This is a genomic window from Photobacterium carnosum (genome assembly GCF_002849605.1).
Lineage (GTDB): Bacteria > Pseudomonadota > Gammaproteobacteria > Enterobacterales > Vibrionaceae > Photobacterium > Photobacterium carnosum.
The window spans coordinates 1-1,060 of record NZ_NPIB01000070.1 but is presented as its reverse complement, the minus strand read 5'-3'; the positions used below and the strand labels follow the sequence as shown (position 1 = coordinate 1,060).

The following is a 1,060-nucleotide window of genomic DNA, read 5'->3' as shown; positions in this document are numbered from 1 at the left end:
ATAACATGACTTTGAGTTAGAAACGCCTGTATTTAACAGTATGCATCTAACGCGCACTACGTGATCACTGTTCATTCAGAACGGATAGGATAATGGGTATTTTGAGAGATTTTGTGCGGATAAAACGGTAAAAAAGTGACGTTGTTATTTTGTTATCAGTGTTACCCGATCCCAAAATGAAAGTTTGACCGGTGTTTATTAGGAATTGACAACAAAGTAATGTTTTCTGAGTTCGAATACGTGGGCCTGGTTAATCGAGGTACGAGATTATCCAAGCACCACGTATCGACAAGCGTAGCGCGTCAGTATTAATGAGAATCGGTTCATGTGGAAAAGTAGGACAGACAAGCTGCCCCAACTTTACACACAATCACCTTATTCAATATCGAGTACAGGATTAGTTTGTGCTCCGCACACAAACAATAAGGTTTCTTTTAAGATTACCTAGAAAGCAAAACAGCCCGAAAACGGGCTGTTATCTGATAAGGCTTGTTGTTTCGCGATCACTCTACTGAAAGTTTAAGATACTTACTTACTGTACTGGCTGAAACATTAAGATCATCTGCAATCCCACGATTAGACAATCCTTGAGCTTTTTTATTTATAATTGCAGTAAGTAGTTGTTGATTTTTAGATTGAGGACGACCGCCACCTTTTGATATTCGCCCAGCCTTAGCTTTATTCTCAAGAGAACCAGCTAAACCACCTTTACGCCCCTTGATAGCCTGAGATTCACGGAATTTTTCAGGGCTAAAATGGCGGATAACAAAATTAGCGATCGATTTAGAGATACTTTTCACTTCGGAGTAAGGCAACGGCTCGATAAATTGAGCATTTAAAGCCTCTGTATGACTCACTACAGCATCTTGCCATTTACTCTTATAGTCAGGCGACCAATATTCTCGAACTTCCTTATATGCCCAATGAGCCACATTCTCGAACAACTCACAATTACGCCCTAATCCATGACTCTCTTTACCCCTTAATGGGTGTCCTGTCAGATCAACGAAATCAGCCAAATAATCGAGAGTGTACTTTTCATCAGTCCACCATGTTGTTT

The 1,060-nt window shown here is 40.2% G+C and carries 1 pseudogene; it reads right to left on the bottom strand.

Annotated features, from left to right (window positions below):
• Window positions 1-503 precede the first annotated feature (503 nt).
• Window positions 504-1,060, bottom strand: a pseudogene (locus CIK00_RS21105) (primase C-terminal domain-containing protein); the annotation flags it as partial.